The sequence below is a fragment of the Enterococcus sp. ZQ21 genome (genome assembly GCF_030053755.1).
GTDB lineage: Bacteria > Bacillota > Bacilli > Lactobacillales > Enterococcaceae > Enterococcus_B > Enterococcus_B lactis.
Genome location: NZ_CP125658.1, coordinates 2,590,945 through 2,608,312 on the forward strand (window position 1 = coordinate 2,590,945; position 17,368 = coordinate 2,608,312).

Sequence of the window (17,368 nt, forward strand, 5' to 3'; positions counted from 1 at the left end):
CCTCCTATTTGATTGGCTGCTTATTAGGCAGACCGGGCTTTCTTGGGTATTTCTTTGGGGTTATTTTCTTTTTTTGAATGACGATAATATGCCGTTGGTCAGAGACATTCGGCAAGGTAACTGCCTCTTCTTTGAGGAATTTACCACCTAATAAAGCAATCGCTTGTTTTGCTTCTGTCAGTTCCTCTTCACTTTTTGCTGCTTTCAATGCATAAAAATAGCCTTCTTGTTTAGCCAAGGGCAAACACAATTCTGCTAACACATTCAAACGAGCAACTGCACGAGCAGTGACAAGGTCAAATGATGCACGAAATTGAGGATTTTGTCCAAATGTTTCTGCCCGGTCATGATATAAGGAAGCATCAATTCCTAATAATCGAGTTAGTTCAGACAGGAAGGTTATTCTTTTATTCAGAGAATCAACAATCGTTATCTGCAATTCGGGAAAGGCAATTTTTAAAGGTACGCTAGGAAATCCTGCTCCTGAACCGACATCGCATAAAGATAAAGGTTGCGTAAAGTCTACTTCAAATGCTAACGTAAGCGAATCGTAAAAATGCTTCAGGTATACGTCTTTTTCATCCGTAATGGCTGTAAGATTCATTTTTTCGTTCCATTCGACTAATGTCCGATAATAGATAGCAAATTGTTCCATTTGATGATCGGTAAGCTCTATCCCTTTTTCTGCCAAAGATTGGCGAAATTCTTCTGGTATCATAATTATTCCTTTCATTGTGAAACAGCAATTGTTTCACAGATTCTCTCCCTACTTTAACGCAAAATTCCAAGACATGCAATCCTTCCATATGGATTCTTAAAAATTTGAAAAGTAAGAAACGCCGATAGATTTTTTCTTTCTATTATGGCACTCATAAAATACACATAGAAGAGAGAACTAGCTTTGAGCAATTTCTGCAAAAACTGGTTCTCTCTTCTATTTATTATTACGTATTACGCTGGTTCACTGACTTTCGCAATCTTCCCTTGTTCGATATAGACCCAAATTGATCTATCAATAATTATCAAACTGAGTCATATAGAGACAAAAATTTCAAAAATGACCTGTTAAATGGTCATCGAATATCATTTAAAATCAATACGACGGAGTCAGACACGGAGTCAAAACAAGCCCGCTGAGAGTAAAAAATATACAGTCCCATAGGTAAAGTGCCACAGGACTGTATATTTTTTTATTTGAGATTACCTGAAATGATTCCATTTACTTTTTATCTCATTTTTTCCTACTAGTTAGTATCAAATACTCTCCTATTTTCTCAATAAACTATTTTGGGCTACATGGTATCTGAAACGGCTAAAACCTTGTCATTACAGCAAAAAATCACTTTATCTCCGTTTCATTTCAGATACATTTCACTTAAGCGGATTCCATAAACCAAAAAAAAAGAACCTCCAGATAGCTTTTACTACCTGAAAGTATTTCCTAAGACACGGTCAGTTATTAACGGGGTAGGGTAATTAACTCTAATACAAGACATGCTTAGTAATCAATCACCTGTTCAAATACTTCATCATAACTAGTTAAGATGTTTCTATAAACTAAGACGTTCTTTAAATATCTTTTCTACTTTTTTATCTTCAAAATATACTCTACAACCATCGATTCCTCTTGAAAGAAGAACGTAATATATATTCAAAATATACTCAGTTAATTCGGACAAAGAAAATTCTTTTTTTAGAGGTGTTCCTCCAATGTCCTTATAATTTTCAGGAACCGCAACTATTTTTCCGTTTTTAACCGTAATGTCATTACCTATTATTACTCCAGAGTAATTAAGGTCATAACCTTGAATTGCATGTATAGATCCAATTTCTCTTTCAGAATTAGGTTTTTTAACCCAATCTTCATAAGTAGAGTTCCATCTTCTCTTAATACCATCAATCTCCCAATCATAAGGTAGTTCTTCTAACGTCTTCCCTTTGTTGGCTTTTTTGCTTATACTGGATATCCATTCTTTACAGTATCCTGCTATTACCCTATTAGTTGTTTCAGGATATGCATGAGAATGATCATCTACATAGTCAATCACTTCCTTGAAACTGTTAACAATACCAAAGTACTCATTCTTAAATACCTCTTGGTCAAAATCTCTTTCTTCGCTTAACTGAAGACCATACAAAATTCCTTTTAGATAGTCCTCTCCAGAAAAGCAACCGTTCCCGACGATCCTAAACTGTTGTGACATGGAGAGTTTTTGATAATCATTGGTTAATCTCCGAACCTCTGAAGGGCTAATGTTTTGTGGTTTAATCCCTTGATAAGGATCATATAATAAAACTAAACCTTCAGTAATTTCCTCAAGAAGCGTAATCTCTTCATCACCCTTGTTAAGATGCCTTCTCGCATTAGCATGACCTTTTTTATAAAATTTTTTTAACTTATGTGCTTCATCAACTATGATAATATCGAATTTTTCATGCTTTTTCTTAGCATCTGTTATCAATTGTGAACCAGTCTTGACAGTCAATCTACTATTCAAATTGATTGATTTGAAGATTAAATTAAATTGTCTGATTAAATTGCCGGTAGTGACTACACCTATTTTTAAATCAGGATACTTATCTGCTAAAGAAAAAGCTAGATTTGTAAATAAAACGGACTTACCCGAACCTGCAGGAGCTTCGACCAAAAATTTTGCAAATAAATTTTTTTCTACATCTCCAATAATCTCTTTTTGTTTAAGAGATAACTGTTTGAAAGGAGAATATTTAAATAACAGGCTCTCTCTTAGTTCCTTAAGATTTCGATTATTAACTAATCCTAAATCAGATAACTCATGTGTCCACAATTCATAAAATACACTGGTCAAAATTTCTTCTTTATTCTCATAAGTTATTTTTGTTTGTCCATTATTTCCATTCGCAAAAACAAACTTAGTTTTATCTGCTTCTGCAATCATGTAATTGAGTAATAGAGATTCTAAATCTAAGATAGCTGATTTGTGAAATAATTTTGAATAGATCACTAAGCAATCAGTAAATAGTCGATAATTGATTTTGGGATTTTTTTCAGCTAAATGTTCTTTATGTCTATTTTTGAAGCTACTCGTTTCACCAATGTATATCATTTTATTTCTTAAATTGAAATATATATACGTAACTGGATTATTAATTAAAATATCATTTTCTATTTTTGTTAAATCATTTAATATTGTTCCTTCATATAATTTCAACTTCACTGTTCTATAATACGACATATCCATCTCCGCCAACTTCATGTTATAAATTTCTTTTTTTGTTCAATAAATTTGAACTTAGTATAACACAAAACTTTTAATTGGCTCATATTTTTTGAAGAGAACTCTCACCTGAACATGTCGTCCTAACCAATTTAAGATAAAACAGTAATAACTTTAAAAAATGGACATACATAAAAAGTGTTGATAAAATTTACTTATCAACACTTTTATTTTTGCTATTTTACTCTCGAGCAACTAAGCTACCTAGCAGTTATTTTATTTAAAACCATTAACTAGAAAATCTGTAAATTTCATTTGTAGATACTTTTTTTCATCAATTGTTGTATCAATATTTTCTAATTTATTAAACAATTCTAATAATGTATATGTGTTCTTTGCTGTTTCTTCTGCTATCTTGTCCATTTCCCTTTTTGCGTGACTATTCAATCCGTTCTTTCTAGTTCTAGATAGCTTATCAAAAATTACATGTAGCTTTTGTTCGTCTAACTTAGTGTTAAGTCTAGCTATATCAATACCTTTAACAAAGTCTTTTGATGAGTGATCCAATTCGTCAAATCTAGTCAATCTACTCCTTACTGTATCGATCCTCATGGCATGTGTGACATCTAATATTTTATTACCAATTGCAGTTGCTTTATTCCCGCTTTTATCTTTGATAGTATAAATTAATTCAAACAGTATGGATTGCTCTCGTATTTCACTATTAGAGACCTGTATACCAATTTCTACTTCATAATTTTTACCTAAAGCAATTGTTTTTGTTAACATAACTCTCACATCTAAACTAGAATCAGTTATTTTAGCGTAGTCAATATATGATGGATTATTCATTTTTTTAGAATATTGATGTATAGCATTTAATGACAGGTATAACACAATATTATTGTCATAGTTTTTATATCTATTTGAAGAAGTAATCGTCCTCAAATAGTGTTCACCTTCGTTTTTTCCATTAATAAAACGATATTGCTTTTCGTTTTCTTGGGATTTTTCGAGAAGATATACTATCGTTTCACGTAACAAGTCTTTTTGACCAGTTTGTAAACAAAAATTATAAAACTTACCTAAGCAAAATAATTGATCTAAAAAAGTCGTGCTAAAAGAATATATACCTGTAGCGGTGTACGCAATTTCTTCTTGATTATCTTTTTTAATGACTCCTAATATTAATTGGTCTTCATCATCAAAGCCCACTAACTTTATATCTTTAGAAGAAATTATTTCATCCGATTTTTTGAGCGTTATCAGCTTAAACAACTCTATTATCTCTCTTGATCCTTTAACATTACATTCATTATCTATAAAATCGATTTCATTTTTCATTAGCTCAGATATTTCATCTGTTCCTAATATGCTCATAACCTCTTTTTTTGTAGCTAAATTACTACTATCTTGTACTGAATTATAATAATGTGTTTCCATAAATTTTGTCATATGGTTCCCCTTTTCCTGGTATTGGCTTTAGCCAAGTATTAAGAAAATAAAAGGGTATTACATACTATATTACATAAGAAAAATAATTTACGAACTTAAGTTCTATCTTTTGATTTACCTATTTATATGATAGTATACTTACATATGTGATATTAATTATTAAGTCCTATGCATGCCCGTATAGTACTAATACCTTAACAATGAATTTGCCGATTCATTGTTTTTTTATTTTCCATGACTATTATAGCACGTAGTATACTTATCTACAAATTAACACGGTACAAAAACACTCTAAAATCCGTTATAAGGCGTTTTAACCTTAAATAGACAGTTATGCTTAATTTGACAAAACCCCTTAGACGGCCCATGATGCGCTCTAAATGCTGTTGACATTTTTGGGGAAATGTTATATATCACATTTCCAGAAAAAATACAATCTTACTTGTAACCATAAATATTGAAGTACCTATGATATGTGAATACTACTTTTAACTAATTTTTCAACTTTTATCATTTCAGATACATCTGAAATATTTCCATTAGGAAATATTTATTAAAAAATACACTAAACAGTAAAATAAAATTTAGTTAATGTTCCAAAAACTGTATCTTACTTATCACTATCTGAAACAACAGAAACATGTTTAAAACAATATTTACAAAATTATATATTGTTTCATTTCAGATACAATTCACTTAAGGGGATTTCAAAAGACAAAAAAAGGAACCCCTAGAAAGTTAGTCTTCCTAAATGTTCCATATGAAACACAGTTCTATAACAATGGGGTGGGGCTCAATTCAACATTAACACCTCAGTATATGGTATCTCTACATATACGCGGTCTTTTTTTGGATAGTACTCGACATTTATATTGATAGCACTTCCATTGTCTAACGTAGCTTTAGCCCGGTACGTGTTATCACCATTATCATGAGTGATCGTCACATCATCACATGACCGATTTAAGTTATACTGTTCTTGTAAAATCTGTGTTACCAATGGTTCAGATGACTTCTCTAGTCCAGATGAACCCGTCATTCTTGAAAAGATTATACCTATAATAGCCAATACAACGATACCTATAATGACAAACTTCTTATTCATATTTACTTTATTCAACATTTTATCTCCTATCTCCAAAATAATTTTCTCTTATCAGTAACTCATTGACATCCCTAAAAGTACACCCAAGATTGCTCCAGCTACCCCTGCTATCATCAAAACCGTACCCATTTTTTCATCTTTATCTCGATATAAGTACCCCATAATAATAGCTATGGCACCAAACGCAACAGGAACGAATACCAATGATAACACCATAGAAACCCAACCAATAATCAAATACAGTTTCCCTGTTTCTTGTCCATGTACGATTTGTTCCTTCATTTCACTAAATGTCTGCTCAGTACTTTTCTTTACTACTTCTACTCCGGTTGTCTCATCTGTTTCTTGTAATGCTCCGCAAAACTGACAATACTTACTTTCATCTGTTATTTCTTTACCACATTTCCTACAATACATGTCTTTCCCTCCTAAAATCGTGTAGTTTCTTATTACCAAACTACATTGCTTTATTAAACACCTCAGAAAATAACTCATTTATTGGTACACTTAATATTTCAGAAAGCATTTTCATTTGATAGGGTTTAGGAATTGTTCTCCCTGTTTGCCATGAACTTATACATTGTTGTGTAACGTTCATCTTTCTTGCTAACTCAGTTTGAGAAAGTCCTCTTTCTTCTCTGTATCGGCTGAGATTACTTGTTTTTTTCATATCCTCACTCCCTGTTTTTTATTATATACAACGGTATGATGTATTTCAACTCATAAAATATATAAAAACTTTATATATCATCACAAATACAACAAGTTGTTGTACCCTAATGAGAAAGGGGGTGTAATTATTGAAACAGAAACAATATGCAAAAATCATCAGAGAAAAACGAAAAGCTCTAGGGTGGACACAAAAAGAACTAGCTGAAAAAATCTTCTCTACACAGCAAGCTGTAGCAAGATGGGAGAATTCTGTAACAGAACCTAATCTAGAAAGCCTAACCGCTCTTTCAAAAGCACTTGGGGTCCCTGTAAGCCATTTTTTAGATGAAGAGATGGTTGAAGCGGAGGAAGACTTTTTGACCTTGTATCGATCACTCAGCCCCCATGATAGAGAGAGAACGATTGATTATATGAAATTACTCAAAAAGCAAGAGTCCGAACGTAATAACTTCTTTACCTATTAATAAGTGTTAAATGTAAGACCCGTATAGTCCCCCTGACAAGGTTTTAATTATGTTCCTAGAAAAACTATAATTAGAAACTTAAAGATGCTCTAGGATGCTGTCACGCTTGCAAAATAAAAAAGCATTAAAAATGCTTTTTTATACCTTGTCATAAATAGAGTTACTCCACCAAATACTTAGCATCCACTTTACGTAAAATGCGTATTTCCTCATCTGTTAAAGAAAAATTCATAGCAATCTCTGTCAAACTTACTATTCCTTCACAAGCAAAGTATTTTTTTCCATCCCTGTCACTAAAATCATTATTAATTCTATACAAATTAGGGGATTTTTTCTTTGTGACCTCTGAATATTTACCTTGGCTAATAATAACTAGAAAACCGAGGGAAGCTAACTGTTTGAGTCTTTTCAAAACACGTCCTCTATTTTTATCAACTCCGTGCTTACTTAGTTGCTCGTAAGTACAAAAAAATATTCCCTCATCATTTGCGTACCTCTTTGCATGTACTAATAGAACAAATGCTAATCTAATTAACGCAACATTCCCTATAGATACAAGGAGTTGAATCTCTTCATAACAAAAGTCTATTTTAGTATTATGGGGGCTTCGTGCTAATTTATAATCACGATCATAAACAGTCTGTATAACCCGCGCTGTTTCTTTTCTTAAATCATTCTTTGAAACACTTCGTATATATTGAGATGTTTTTTCTGATGATAACGTGTTTTCTAATACACTAAGTATTTTTTTACATGTATCTTGTTCAGAATAACCTTGCTCTTTAAGAAGCATTGCCCCGTATAATGTGAAATTATTTCGGGTACCACCACATAATAAATGGTTCTCTTCAAATATTATTTTTAGTTCTTCTTTGGACATTCCATCGGGATGATACTCTACATTGATTTTAGGTTTATTCTTAGTATTTTTTGTAACTGAGCATTGGCTTAGAATATCTTGACAAAATTCATCTCTATTCATGGGTTGAATATTGAGAAAATACTCTATACTCAATTCTTCAAATGTTTGATTATCCACATAATGACAAATTTGATTTGTTGCCTTATGCATCCCTAAAGGTAGTTTTACACCTTGACCAGTTGTTGGTCTACGCTCTATTCTCCTAGGTGTTTCGTTTAAGTTACGTAAAACCTCCTCATAAAAAGGTATCAATTTAGATTCTGGAATGACATCCGTAAAATACAAGTCTACATGATATCCTTTTTGTCCACTGGTTGAAACATGTATATCATTTTTGGGGATTCCATAATGATCAATCAGTAGATTAACAAGTTTGCGAGTAACATCTTGACATTCATATTTGTTATCTTTTATATCGACATCAAAAGTAAAGAACTTAGTTAACCCTCCGGCTCCTAACTTTATACCTACAGTGAGCTGATTAGCTAAGTGCTTGTCAATAATTGTATCTGTTAAATAATGTTTAACTTCCCTATACTTACAGCCTCCTTGATTCAATTCATATTGCATCAAGTAAGTCTTTCTATAAGTAATGAACAATTCATTTATCTTCTTTATAATTGATTCCCTGTATAATTCAAAATCTAATTTATTCATCTACGTTCTCTCCTTATGTTTTTTTATTTGTTTATATTATTTTCTTGTAATAAAACAAATACTGATTATTATGTGACTATATTCTCTATCTCCTATATTCCTCGAGAAAATCATCAACGTCTGCTTTTTTGTATAAACATATCCTGTCTATGACTATTTTCTTCAATCCTAGATTAACCATCTTAGCAAGTGTTCCTTTTGATATTCCTCCCATGTATTCTTGAACTTCCTTAGTGCTAAAATATTCCTTTGTGTAAGAATTATGATTCACGTTTTGCACTGTCTCTTCAATCAGCTGTTCTAAATCTTGCATGAAATCATCAAACTCTATTTTTAATTCCATCGTCACTCGACTCCTTCATTTTTTGATATCTAGGCAATAAAAAAAAACACCTTTGCACAAGAATTCTACAAGGTGTTTTTCGATATCTCAAGTTTAATTAGATAAAACTTATTCGATATTTTTTGGCATTTTTTCTCTATTGACAAAAAACAATAGCTTTATATCAACATTTTAAAAATATTGTTTTTTGTCAATAAAATATGTTAGGAAAACAGAAAAATCACTTTTTCGTTTTTATTTTACATTAAAAAATAACAATAATCAACATTAATTACTGAATTAATCAAAAACAAGATTTACTTTTTTTACTTTAAAAGATATACTCCTCTTGAAAAAAATCATTTTTACTAAGAAATGAAAGGAGGTGAATCCTTTATAGCTGACAAGCTCTCAGCGGGCTTTTGTGGCTTCGTCAAGGAGGAATTATTAATGGCAACTATACAACAGTACAAAAAAAGTGATGGTACCACAGCTTGGCTTTACAAAGTGTATATGGGTAAAGACCCAGTGACAGGTAAAGAAAAACGGACGACACGTAGAGGATTCAAAACAAAAAAAGAAGCTTCTTTAGATTTAGCTCGATTCCAGATAGAAATCGAATCTAATGGAATAAGTCAACACTCTATCAAGACGTTCAGTGAGTTATATGATCTATGGATGAGCCAACACGTTAAAAATATTCGAAACACAACAGAACAACGGATCAAGAATCACTTCACGAACCAAATCCTTCCCTCTTTTGGAAAAATGAAGTTAGAGGCTATCACTCCTGCTACATGTCAAAAAATACTAACTGAGTGGTCAATGAAGTATCATTCTTACCAGAAAATAAAGAGTTACACTTCACAAGTATTCAACTACGGTATATTGATTGGCGTGATCAAGACCAATCCCATGGAACGTACCATTACACCCAAGTCTAATCATAACTCTGCTGAGATCGAAACGGAGTTTTACACGAAAGAAGAGCTTCGACAATTCTTTGATTGCTTGCAAGAGCTAGAAGATGATCGTGCTCTAGCATTTTTTAGACTAGCTGCTTATACAGGAGCTAGGAAGGGGGAAATACTAGGGCTGACGTGGAAAGACATCGACTTTGATAAAAAGACTGTGCAGTTCAATAAAACGCTAGTAGAGCTATCTGATGGCTCTCTATGTATCAATCCTACAAAGACAGAGTCATCTAAGAGAACAATCACAATAGACGACGGGACTTTGACCATACTTAAGAAGTGGAAACGTACCGTCATAAAAAAGAATCTTTCAAGAGGTATCAGAATCGACAACATGGATGATGTACCTGTTATCAGCACTATTAAAGCAAATAAAAAAAGGGACTTCCTGTATAAGGGCTACCCCAATCATGTAATGAGTAAAGTAGCTAGGAAGTTCCCTGATATGAAAATAATCAAAGTCCATGGTTTTAGAAAGACCCATGCCACATTGCTTTTTGAAGCAGGTGCTCAAGTAAAAGACGTGCAAGATAGATTAGGGCATTCTTCATCTAAGACAACCATGGACATCTATATCCAAGTATCGAAAAATCGACAAGAAGAAACAGTTGAATTGTTCGACTCCTACATGAATGCGTGATATACGGAGTCAAAAACGGAGTCAGTCGATACGATAAGGACTCATTTATTCTCAATAATCCGTTCGTATCAATACTTTACACTTCGACTTTCGCAATCTTCCCTTGTTCGATATAGACCATTAAGATGCTTAGATCTGCAGGATTTACTCCGCTGATCCGGCTAGCTTGGGCAATTGTTTCTGGTTGGATTTTCTGCAATTTTTGTTTTGCTTCTGTTGCTAATCCGTTGATTGCTGCGTAGTCGATGTTTTCTGGAATCTTTTTCGCTTCCATGCGTTTTAATTTTTCTACTTTTTCCATGGCTTTTTTGATGTAGCCTTCATATTTGATTTGGATTTCTACTTGTTCGATTTCTTTTCGTGTTAATTCTTCATTCTCTGGAATAAACCGTAGAAGATCTGCATAAGTAATCTCAGGGCGTCTTAAAAAGTCGCTTGCTAGTACGCCATCTTTTAGAGGTGCCGCATTAATCGTCGCTAAAAAGGCTTGAACTTCTTCTGTTGGTTTGATCCGTACATTCATCAAACGTTTGATTTCTTGTTCAACTGCTTCTTTTTTCTTCAAATAAGCCTTGTATTGGTCCTCTTTTACTAAGCCCACACGGTGACCCATTTCTGTCAATCGCAAATCTGCATTATCATGACGTAAAAGCAGACGGTATTCAGCACGTGAAGTCAGCAAACGGTAAGGCTCGTTCGTTCCTTTTGTCACCAAATCATCGATCATGACACCGATGTAACCATCACTTCGTTTGATCACTAAAGGCTCTTTTCCTTGAACTTTCAAAGCTGCATTGATACCAGCAATCAGTCCTTGTCCAGCCGCTTCTTCATACCCGCTTGTACCATTTGTTTGTCCAGCTGTATAAAGATTTTCAACGACTTTAGTTTCTAATGTCGGACGGAGTTGGTGTGGTTCTACTACGTCATATTCGATAGCATATCCTGTACGCATCATTTCTACTTTTTCCAAACCGGCGATGGAATGAAGCATGTCGACTTGGACATCTTCTGGTAAAGAAGTAGATAACCCTTGAACATAGACTTCTTCTGTGTTCAAGCCTTCTGGTTCTAAAAATAGTTGGTGACGTGGTTTGTCTGCAAAACGCACAATCTTATCTTCGATGGATGGACAATAGCGAGCGCCTACCCCTTCAACGATCCCTGTAAACATTGGGGCACGATGTAAGTTGTCTCGAATGATTTGGTGAGTCGTCTCACCTGTATAGGTTAGCCAGCAAGATTCCTGATCTAGTTTATAGGCACTATCTGGTGTGCTGAAGCTAAAATGATTCGGCTCTTTGTCACCAGGTTGTTCTTCTGTAACAGAATAATCGATCGTACTTGATTTTACTCGAGGCGGTGTTCCTGTTTTGAACCGTTCGATAGCAAAGCCAAGTTCTTTTAGATGATTCGCTAGTCCAATAGAAGGTTGAGAGTTATTCGGACCTGATGAATATTTTAATTCACCGATAATGATTTCTCCGCGAAGTGCTGTTCCGGCTGTAATAACAACTGCTTTTGCCCGATAGCTCGCTCCTGTGGAAGTCACTACACCATGACAAACACCATCTTCGACGATCAGTTCTTCGACGATTCCTTGTCTTAACGTCAAATTTGGTTCTTTTTCGATTGTATGTTTCATTTCTGTTGAATAAGCATGTTTGTCTGCTTGTGCTCGCAATGCTCGGACAGCTGGACCTTTTCCTGTGTTCAACATACGCATTTGGATATAGGTTTTATCGATATTCTTACCCATTTCTCCACCTAGCGCATCGATTTCTCGAACAACAACGCCTTTAGCTGGTCCGCCTACAGAAGGATTACATGGCATGAATGCTACCATATCCAAATTTATTGTCAGTAATAACGTTTTTGAGCCCATACGTGCAGCAGCAAGTGCAGCTTCTGAACCGGCATGTCCTGCGCCGACAACGATCACGTCATACGCATCTGCTTCATAATGTTTCAATCGTTTGTTCCTCCTTTTATTTTCCTAAACAAAATTGACTGAATAATTGAGTGATCAATTCATCTTGTACACTATCGCCAACCACTTCTCCTAGATAGTCCCAGCAACGCGTCATATCGATTTGAACGAGATCCACAGGCATTCCTGCATCAATACCTGCAATGACTTCTTCAAGTGACAGGGAAGCTTTTTCTAACAATGCGATATGGCGGGTATTGGAAACATAAGTAGCGTCTCTTTCTCCTGTTTCTCCGCTGAAGAATAAATCAGAAATAGCTGATTCCAAACGATCTAGTCCGTCGTTTTTAGCTACGGAAATTGAAAAAACTGGTTCATTTTCGTTCCATTTGTTCAATTTTTCTTGTTCCAACTGTGCTGGCAAATCTGTTTTATTTAGAAGAATGATCCGTTTCAATCCACTTGTCGCTTCCAGTAATTGTTCATCTTCTGCTGTCAGTGGTTCGCTTTGGTTTAGAACAAGTAAGATCAAGTCTGCTTCTGCTAATGCTTTACGGCTTCTTTCGACCCCGATACGTTCCACCACATCTTCTGTTTCCCGAATTCCAGCTGTATCGATTAGCTTGAGCGGTACGCCTCGAACATTGACATACTCTTCGATTACATCTCGAGTCGTTCCTGCAATGTCCGTAACGATGGCTTTTTCTTCTCTTAACAAATGGTTTAACAAGCTTGATTTGCCGACATTTGGCCGACCGATGATCGCCGTACTTAACCCTTCCCGCAGAACCTTTCCTTGCTTGGACGTAGCAAGTAGTGCTTGGATTCTTTGTTGGATCATCTGTGCTTTTTCAAGCAATAACTTCGTAGTCAATTCTTCGACGTCGTCATATTCGGGATAATCAATATTTACTTCTACTTGAGCTAATGTCTCTAAAATCTCTTGTCTCAATGAGCGGATCAAAGCAGACAGATTGCCGTCTAACTGATTAAGGGCTAACCCCATTGCTTTGTCTGTTTTTGCCCGAATCAAATCCATCACAGCTTCTGCCTGTGAAAGGTCAACACGACCATTCAAGAATGCCCGTTTTGTGAATTCGCCTGGCTCAGCTAATCTTGCCCCTTCTCTTAACAATAACTGCAAAATTTGATTGACTACGACGATCCCGCCGTGACAATTGATTTCTACTACATCTTCCCGCGTAAATGTCTTTGGTGCTCTCATCACAGAGACCATGACTTCATCGACTAGCTGATCGCTCTTAGGATCAACGATATGTCCATAATGAATCGTATGGCTTGGTACTTCAGATAGTCGTTTATTCCCAGAATGATAAACTTTATCTGCTAGTTGCACAGCTTGATCGCCACTTAAACGAACGATACTGATTGCCCCTTCTCCAGGCGGGGTAGAAATTGCCGCAATCGTATCAAATTCTAAAATAATTTCAGCCATTTTTTCACTTCCTTTTTCATTTTGCGCACAAAAAAAGTGCCCACTCCACCCTTTATGCATAATAAACGGTGAACTTCGCACTTTGACTGCTTGTTCTTGATTAAATTCTGGTCATAGGTTATCACACTTGCTATAAGGAATCAAGTGTTTAAAACAAGTTATATGAAGTTGTACCTCACCTGATTCCATTACCTTACATTTAATTGACTTTGGATGTCTCTTTGTGTTCTTTGGTTTATTCGAAGAGAAAATACTGTATAAACAAGGCTTTATCTTTCTTAAAAAAAACGGTACACTAAATGGTAGCGCTATCTAAACTATACACTTTTGAAAGGAGAAAAGGAGTGAGCCAGTTCAACTCTGATGCATTGAAAGAAGAAAGTGATTCTCGGATCAACGATGTTGTTTTATCTACAGGAAATATCAATCAAAAATATATCGTCCGCGATATCGTTTTTGTTGTGGAATGCTTAGAAGCTGATTTGTTTGACCCAGCTTTTCCCAAAGAGGATCTTTTCTTGACAACGAAGAGGAAATTAAAGATGAAGGTTCTTGAATATGGTGCGAATGCGGTGATCAACTGTCATTTTGAGTATCAGCAAAGAAATCGGGATGGAAAGTATTTTCTGGAACTTTTTGCTTATGGAACAGTGATCCAATTTATCCAAACGACGATTGGTTAAATGAAACAGGTACAAAAAAAGCGGAGCAAAACTGAAAACAGTTTCGTTCCGCTTTTTTCTATCAAAGTTAGTGACTACTTCATCGTATACTCTGATAAGAATGATTTCTAGTAAAATATACTTGGTTTGAAAAACTTTGTCAACGTGATTTATTCAAAAAGTAATGGAATCAATAATATTTTTTAGCAGGTTCAACTACTAAGTAACGATAAGGTTCCTCACCTTCCGAATGTGTTTTTACATGTTCATCTTTACTTAATGCAGCATGGATTTGTTTACGTTCAAAGGCAGGCATTGGTTCTAAGAAAACAGGCTGTCCTGTCCGTTTTACTTTTTCAGCCGTGCGATCAGCTAAACGCTGAATGATCTCTTGGCGCTTTTCACGGTAATTGCCTACATTGACCACTACAGATAGCTTATTTCTTGCTAAACGATGGATGAAGACTTGTGCCAGATATTGCAATGCATTCAGCGTTTTTCCATGTTTCCCAATCAGTAACCCTTGCTTTTGTGTTTCTAAATGGAAAACGACCATATTATTGGATTCTCTTTCCATTTTGACAAGAGCTGGAGCATCAAGCTGTTTTGAAATTTCAGTAAGATAGACTGCCAATTCCGTTAAAGCTGCTTCATCACCTAGCTCACTTACTTCTTCTGTTTTTTCTTCAAGAATCGTTTCGTTGACTACCTCGATCTCAGCTGTTGGTTCTTCTTCTAAAATCTCTTCTACCGTCTGTTCTACTGTTTCAGAAATTTTTTCACTGATACTTGGCTGGATCGAAAGCCGTGCATTTTTTCGGCCCATTCCTAGGAAACCTTTTTTTCCTTCTTCCAGTATTTCGATTTCAACTTGGTCTTTGGCCAAACCCAAATCAGCTAGACCTAGTTGAACAGCTTCATCTATTGTTGCAGCTTCATAAATCGGCATTAGCATTCCCTCCCCTATTATTTCCGTTTTTTCTTAGGATTCATTGCTTTCTTCAATGCACGTTCTCTTTCGCGGATTTTACGTGCTTCTTCTTCCCGTTCTTTTCGAATTTTGAAAGGATTGTTGATCAGCAGCGTTTGTACAACTTGGAAGGCATTGGAAACCACCCAGTATAATGAAAGACCGCTGGCTAAATTGACACCCATCACTAAAATCATTACAGGCATCACGAAATTCATGATCTTCATTGATGCATTCGATTCAATCTGACTCATGCTAGATAAATACGTACTTGCAAAAGTAAAGATTGCTGCTAGAATCGGCAAGATAAATGTTGGATCCGCGTTCCCTAAGTTCAACCATAAGAAATGGCCTTGTTTCAACTCAGGTACACGGGAAATAGATTGCCATAACGCCATCAAGATTGGCATTTGTACCAATAAAGGAAGACAACCAGCATATGGATTGACTCCATTTTCCGCATATAAACGCTGTTGCTCTTCTCTTAATTTACTTTGTGTTTCTGGGTCTCTTGAACTATATTGTTGCTGCAGTGCTTTTAATTTCGGTTGTAATTCTTGTGTCTTGCGCATGCTCTTTGTTTGGAAATGCATCAGCGGCAACAAGATCACACGGATGATCAATGTAAATAAAATGATCCCTATCCCTGCATTACCAAATGACAACGCCTTGATCGCCTCAGCAAAGTAATAAACAATATAACGATCCCAAATTCCTGTACTTTGTGCGCTGACTTCCCCAGTTCCGCAACCGGATAAGACGATGACCAAACTAACGATACCGGCCATCAAAAGTAAACGTTTGTATTTCTTCACTTACTCTTTTCCTCTCTGTCGATTATTTTTGCAAGTTTTAAGACGTGGACTAAATTGGAGCGAACCTCATCATAAGTCAGCCCCTTCACACTTGGTCTAGCAATCACAATAAAATCCAACTCCGGATCAATCTCTTCTTTTATAGAATAAACTGCTGCTCGGATTTTTCGTTTGACTTCATTGCGGCTTACCGCGTTGCCGACCTTTTTTCCTACAGATAAACCAACTCGAAAATGAGGCTGTCCCGGTTTTTTCAAACGGTAAACGACGAATTTGCGGTTAGCAAAAGAATCTCCCGTATGAAACACGGCTTGAAACTCTCGTTCTTTTTTTACTCGATACGCTTTTCTCATTAGTTTTCTTTCCTTTTCTATCTCTCACTTACGCTCATAATCATACCATAATTACGATTGTCCTTTCATCATTTCCCTAAAAAAGAGTATAAAAAAAACCACTGAAACCCCAGTGGCCTAAGCTGAAAGAACTTTTCTTCCTTTACGACGACGGCTAGCTAACACACGACGTCCATTTTTAGTACTCATACGTTTACGGAATCCGTGAACTTTTTGACGTTTACGTTTATTTGGTTGGTATGTTCTTTTCATATATTCCACCTCCAAAATGTTCTTATCTATTTTATAAACACAGACATACTTTGATAGTATAACGACAAAGTAGTGATTTTGTCAATATAAAATAGAAGATCGCTTGTCAAAACTTATCCACAAGATTATTTTTTTCTATGGGAATCCCATGTGGAAAAAGTTATGCACAGGAATTATCCACAAATAATAACGAGGTACTTTTACACAGAAAACACACGTGTAAAAAAAGTAATCCACAACCAGGCATTTTTCTGTGCATTTTGTCCCTAAACTATTGATAAATATATATTTGTTATCCACAGGTATAGGAGGAAATCTAGTGATTTTTACGAGTTGTCCACCTGTGCATTAGTGGTGTGGAAAACTTTTTTTGACAGCTGTGTTTTTCTCTTTTTTTTATTTGTCGATTATGTGGATAATTGTAATTAAAAAATTTTTTTCTTCGGTTTCTGTGGAAAACTATTAAAAAAAATGCTAAATTAGTACTAGTTATTCACTTTTTAATGAAGGAGGAGGCCTTAT

17 protein-coding genes are annotated in these 17,368 nt (G+C 35.2%); 3 read left to right on the plus strand and 14 right to left on the minus strand.

From position 1 onward, the window contains the following. Positions 1-4: 4 nt before the first annotated feature. The 6 genes from rsmG to QK255_RS12540 all read right to left on the minus strand — a co-directional run bounded on the left by rsmG (position 5) and on the right by QK255_RS12540 (position 6,427). On the minus strand, positions 5-718 hold the full coding sequence (gene rsmG, locus QK255_RS12515) for a 16S rRNA (guanine(527)-N(7))-methyltransferase RsmG (RefSeq protein WP_002293109.1): 714 nt from the start codon (positions 716-718) through the stop codon (positions 5-7). Positions 719-1,550: 832 nt separating this feature from the next. Then, a complete protein-coding gene (locus tag QK255_RS12520) occupies positions 1,551-3,221 on the minus strand; it encodes a DNA/RNA helicase domain-containing protein (RefSeq protein WP_283341559.1) in 1,671 nt (556 codons plus the stop codon). 252 nt (positions 3,222-3,473) lie between these two features. After that, positions 3,474-4,652: a hypothetical protein gene (locus tag QK255_RS12525; protein ID WP_283341560.1), complete on the minus strand. Its 1,179-nt coding sequence runs from the start codon at positions 4,650-4,652 to the stop codon at positions 3,474-3,476. A 793-nt stretch (positions 4,653-5,445) separates the two neighbouring features. After that, positions 5,446-5,772, minus strand: a complete 327-nt coding sequence (locus QK255_RS12530; RefSeq protein WP_034691945.1) for a hypothetical protein — start codon at positions 5,770-5,772, stop codon at positions 5,446-5,448. 36 nt (positions 5,773-5,808) lie between these two features. After that, positions 5,809-6,174: a zinc ribbon domain-containing protein gene (locus QK255_RS12535; protein ID WP_010734573.1), complete on the minus strand. Its 366-nt coding sequence runs from the start codon at positions 6,172-6,174 to the stop codon at positions 5,809-5,811. A 40-nt stretch (positions 6,175-6,214) separates the two neighbouring features. Beyond that, complete coding sequence (locus QK255_RS12540) at positions 6,215-6,427, minus strand: helix-turn-helix transcriptional regulator (RefSeq protein WP_002376334.1); 213 nt, start codon at positions 6,425-6,427, stop codon at positions 6,215-6,217. A gap of 130 nt (positions 6,428-6,557) precedes the next feature. On the opposite strand from QK255_RS12540, the gene QK255_RS12545 reads away from it, so the two are divergent. Beyond that, positions 6,558-6,893, plus strand: a complete 336-nt coding sequence (locus tag QK255_RS12545; protein WP_002376335.1) for a helix-turn-helix domain-containing protein — start codon at positions 6,558-6,560, stop codon at positions 6,891-6,893. A 160-nt stretch (positions 6,894-7,053) separates the two neighbouring features. Here the strand turns inward: QK255_RS12545 and QK255_RS12550 are convergent, their stop codons facing one another. Together QK255_RS12550 and QK255_RS12555 are read right to left on the minus strand one after the other, a co-directional pair. Further along, complete coding sequence (locus QK255_RS12550) at positions 7,054-8,472, minus strand: TOTE conflict system archaeo-eukaryotic primase domain-containing protein (protein WP_010734572.1); 1,419 nt, start codon at positions 8,470-8,472, stop codon at positions 7,054-7,056. 85 nt (positions 8,473-8,557) lie between these two features. After that, complete coding sequence (locus QK255_RS12555) at positions 8,558-8,815, minus strand: helix-turn-helix domain-containing protein (protein ID WP_010734571.1); 258 nt, start codon at positions 8,813-8,815, stop codon at positions 8,558-8,560. A gap of 429 nt (positions 8,816-9,244) precedes the next feature. On the opposite strand from QK255_RS12555, the gene QK255_RS12560 reads away from it, so the two are divergent. After that, on the plus strand, positions 9,245-10,408 hold the full coding sequence (locus QK255_RS12560) for a site-specific integrase (RefSeq protein ID WP_010734570.1): 1,164 nt from the start codon (positions 9,245-9,247) through the stop codon (positions 10,406-10,408). A gap of 76 nt (positions 10,409-10,484) precedes the next feature. On the opposite strand, the gene mnmG is transcribed toward QK255_RS12560, so the two are convergent. Together mnmG and mnmE are read right to left on the minus strand one after the other, a co-directional pair. Continuing rightward, the gene (gene mnmG, locus QK255_RS12565) at positions 10,485-12,380 is read right to left on the minus strand and encodes a tRNA uridine-5-carboxymethylaminomethyl(34) synthesis enzyme MnmG (RefSeq protein ID WP_098041231.1); all 1,896 of its coding nucleotides are present in this window, start codon (positions 12,378-12,380) and stop codon (positions 10,485-10,487) included. 16 nt (positions 12,381-12,396) lie between these two features. Beyond that, on the minus strand, positions 12,397-13,794 hold the full coding sequence (mnmE, locus tag QK255_RS12570; RefSeq protein WP_283341561.1) for a tRNA uridine-5-carboxymethylaminomethyl(34) synthesis GTPase MnmE: 1,398 nt from the start codon (positions 13,792-13,794) through the stop codon (positions 12,397-12,399). A 299-nt stretch (positions 13,795-14,093) separates the two neighbouring features. Here mnmE and QK255_RS12575 point away from each other — a divergent pair, with 299 nt between their 5' ends. Continuing rightward, positions 14,094-14,477, plus strand: coding sequence for a hypothetical protein (locus QK255_RS12575; protein WP_073357676.1), 384 nt, complete (start codon positions 14,094-14,096; stop codon positions 14,475-14,477). Between the two features lie 169 nt (positions 14,478-14,646). On the opposite strand, the gene jag is transcribed toward QK255_RS12575, so the two are convergent. The 4 genes from jag to rpmH form a co-directional block, all read right to left on the minus strand. Continuing rightward, positions 14,647-15,405: an RNA-binding cell elongation regulator Jag/EloR gene (gene jag / locus QK255_RS12580; protein ID WP_002293118.1), complete on the minus strand. Its 759-nt coding sequence runs from the start codon at positions 15,403-15,405 to the stop codon at positions 14,647-14,649. A gap of 17 nt (positions 15,406-15,422) precedes the next feature. Continuing rightward, entirely contained in the window at positions 15,423-16,241 is an 819-nt protein-coding gene (locus QK255_RS12585) for a YidC/Oxa1 family membrane protein insertase (protein WP_002309900.1), read from the minus strand. Beyond that, positions 16,238-16,594, minus strand: coding sequence for a ribonuclease P protein component (rnpA, locus tag QK255_RS12590; protein ID WP_002293120.1), 357 nt, complete (start codon positions 16,592-16,594; stop codon positions 16,238-16,240). Before rnpA ends, QK255_RS12585 begins: the two co-directional genes overlap by 4 nt. Positions 16,595-16,711: 117 nt before the next feature. Next, positions 16,712-16,846, minus strand: coding sequence for a 50S ribosomal protein L34 (gene rpmH, locus QK255_RS12595; RefSeq protein ID WP_002293121.1), 135 nt, complete (start codon positions 16,844-16,846; stop codon positions 16,712-16,714). Between the last annotated feature and the right edge of the window lie 522 nt (positions 16,847-17,368).